We start from the raw sequence: 2555 nt of genomic DNA on the forward strand, positions 1-2555 counted from the left end.
CCCCCCCACTTATTCCGCCCAACCGCGGGGGCTCCCCCCCCCCGGCCGGGGGGGGGGGGGCGGGGCGGGGGGGGGGGCGGGGGGGGGGCGGCGGATGGAGCCGCCCCCACCCTGTCGTCGCTGCCGCGCCGACATCCCTCCCCGTGACGGGGAGGGAGAGGCCCGCTCCGCCGCTCGCCTAGTCCAGCGTGCGCTGGATTTCCTCGACCGTGAAGCACTCGATGTAGTCGCCGGCCTTGATGTCCTGGAAGCCCTGGAAATGCATGCCGCACTCCTGGCCCGACGGGACCTCGTTGACCTCGTCCTTGAAGCGTTTGAGCGTCGTGAGGGTGCCCAGCTCCAGAACCACCACGTCGTCGCGGATGATCCGGACCTTGGCGCCCTTGCGGACCACGCCTTCCGACACCCGGCAACCGGCGATCTTGCCGGTCTTGGAGATGTCGAACACCTGCAGCACGGCGGCGTTGCCGAGGAAGGTTTCGCGTTGCAGCGGCGCCAGCATGCCCGAGAGCACGCCCTTCATGTCGTCGAGCAGGTCGTAGATGATCGCATAGTAGCGGATCTCGACGCCCTCGCGCTCGGCGAGGTCCTTGGCCTGTTTCGAGGCGCGGACGTTGAAGCCGAGGATCGGCGCCCCGGCCGATTTGGCCAGCTGCACGTCGCTCTCGGTGATGCCGCCGGCGCCCGACATGACGGTGCGCGCGCGGACCTCCTCGTTGCCCATCTTGTCCAGCGAGCTGACGATGGCCTCGGCCGAACCCTGCACGTCGGCCTTGATGATGACCGGCAGCTCCGAGACCTTCTTGGACTGCAGCTTGGACATCATGTCGACCAGCGAGACCTGGTTGACGCCGCCGGTGGCCTTCTCGCGCTTCACGCGGGCGCGGTACTCGGTCAGTTCGCGGGCGCGGGCCTCGCTCTCGACCACGGCGAAGGGTTCGCCGGGACTGGGCGCCTCGTCGAGGCCGAGAATCTCGACCGGAACGGAGGGACCGGCTTCGGTCAGCTGGGCGTTCCGTTCGTCCAGCAGGGCGCGAACCTTGCCCCAGGCCGAGCCGGCGACGACGATGTCGGCGCGCTTCAGGGTGCCGCGCTTGACCAGGACGGTGGCGACCGGGCCGCGGCCCTTGTCCAGCTTGGCCTCGATGACCACGCCTTCCGAGGTGCGTTCCGGATCGGCCTTCAGGTCCATGACCTCGGCCTGCAGCAGGATGGCGTCGATCAGGCCGTCCAGATTGGTGCGGTTCTTGGCCGAGACCTCGATGATCTGGGTGTCGCCGCCGAGGCTTTCGGCGATGACTTCGTACTGCAGCAGCTCGTTGACGACCTTCTGCGAATTCGCGTCCGGCTTGTCGATCTTGTTGACCGCCACGATGATCGGGGCGTTGGCCGCCTTGGCGTGCTGGATGGCCTCGATGGTCTGGGGCATGACGCCGTCGTCGGCGGCCACGACCAGCACCACGATGTCGGTGACATTGGCGCCGCGCGCCCGCATCGCCGAGAAGGCCGCGTGGCCCGGGGTGTCGAGGAAGGTGACGCGCTGACCGTCGGGCAGGCGGACCTGATAGGCGCCGATGTGCTGGGTGATGCCGCCGGCCTCGCCCGAGGCGACGTCGGTGGTGCGCAGGGCGTCCAGCAGCGAGGTCTTGCCGTGATCGACGTGGCCCATGATGGCCACCACCGGCGCGCGGGGCGTGACCGCCTCGTCGTCGATGGCGTCGGACAGGAAGCCCGTCTCGACGTCGGATTCGGAAACCCGGCGCACGGCCATGCCGAACTCGTCGGCGACCAGTTCGGCGGTGTCGGTGTCGATGACGTCGGTGATCTTCATCATCAGACCCTGACGCATCAGGAATTTGATGATGTCGACGCCGCGCACGGCCATCCGGTTGGACAGTTCCTGCACGGTGATGACGTCGGGAATGACGACCTCGCGCGGCCGGTTCGGCGCGTCGGTCGAGCCGCCCTTGCGCTTTTCCTTCTCGCGTTCGCGGGCGCGGCGGACCGAGGCCAGCGAGCGCATCCGCTCGGCGGCGTCCTCGTCGCCACCGGCCACGGCCTGGATGGTCAGACGGCCTTCGCGGCGCTTGGGCTCGCCGCGCGTGCGGCTGACGGCCTTGCCGGGACCGGCGTCGGAGAAGCGCTTGTCGCGATCCTCCTCGACCTTGCTGCCGGCGGGACGGCCGAAGCCGGCGCGGGCCGGACGGGCGACGTCCGGGGTGGTCGGAGGGGCGTTCGGCGTCGGACGGCCGCCGGGGCCGGTGCGCGCGCCGCCGGGACGGGCGGCGCCGGGGGCCGGACGCGGATTGAGGGCCGAATAGCGGACCGGTTCGGCCGGACGGGCGGGGCCGCCTTGCGGACGGGCCGGGGCGGCCTGCGGGCGTTCGGCGTAGTTGCGTTCGCCGCCGCCCATGGCGGCTTCGCGGGCCGAGCGGCCGCCAAACGCCGGACGTTCCGCCGCGGCGCGACCGGGCGCCTGCGGCTTGGGCGTGCGCTGGCCGAAATTGACCACCGGCCGCGCCGGCGGGGCCGGACGGGCGGGGGCCGCCGGCGTC

Annotated in this window: 1 protein-coding gene; it reads right to left on the reverse strand. The window is 71.2% G+C overall.

Features of this window, described 5'->3' with window-relative positions:
- Positions 1 to 178: 178 nt before the first annotated feature.
- Positions 179 to 2555 (reverse strand): translation initiation factor IF-2 (infB, locus tag ACK4JY_RS13115; protein ID WP_409606414.1); only part of this gene is annotated, 2377 nt, incomplete at its 5' end.

The organism is Brevundimonas sp. (assembly GCF_046295595.1).
Taxonomy (GTDB): Bacteria; Pseudomonadota; Alphaproteobacteria; order Caulobacterales; family Caulobacteraceae; genus Brevundimonas.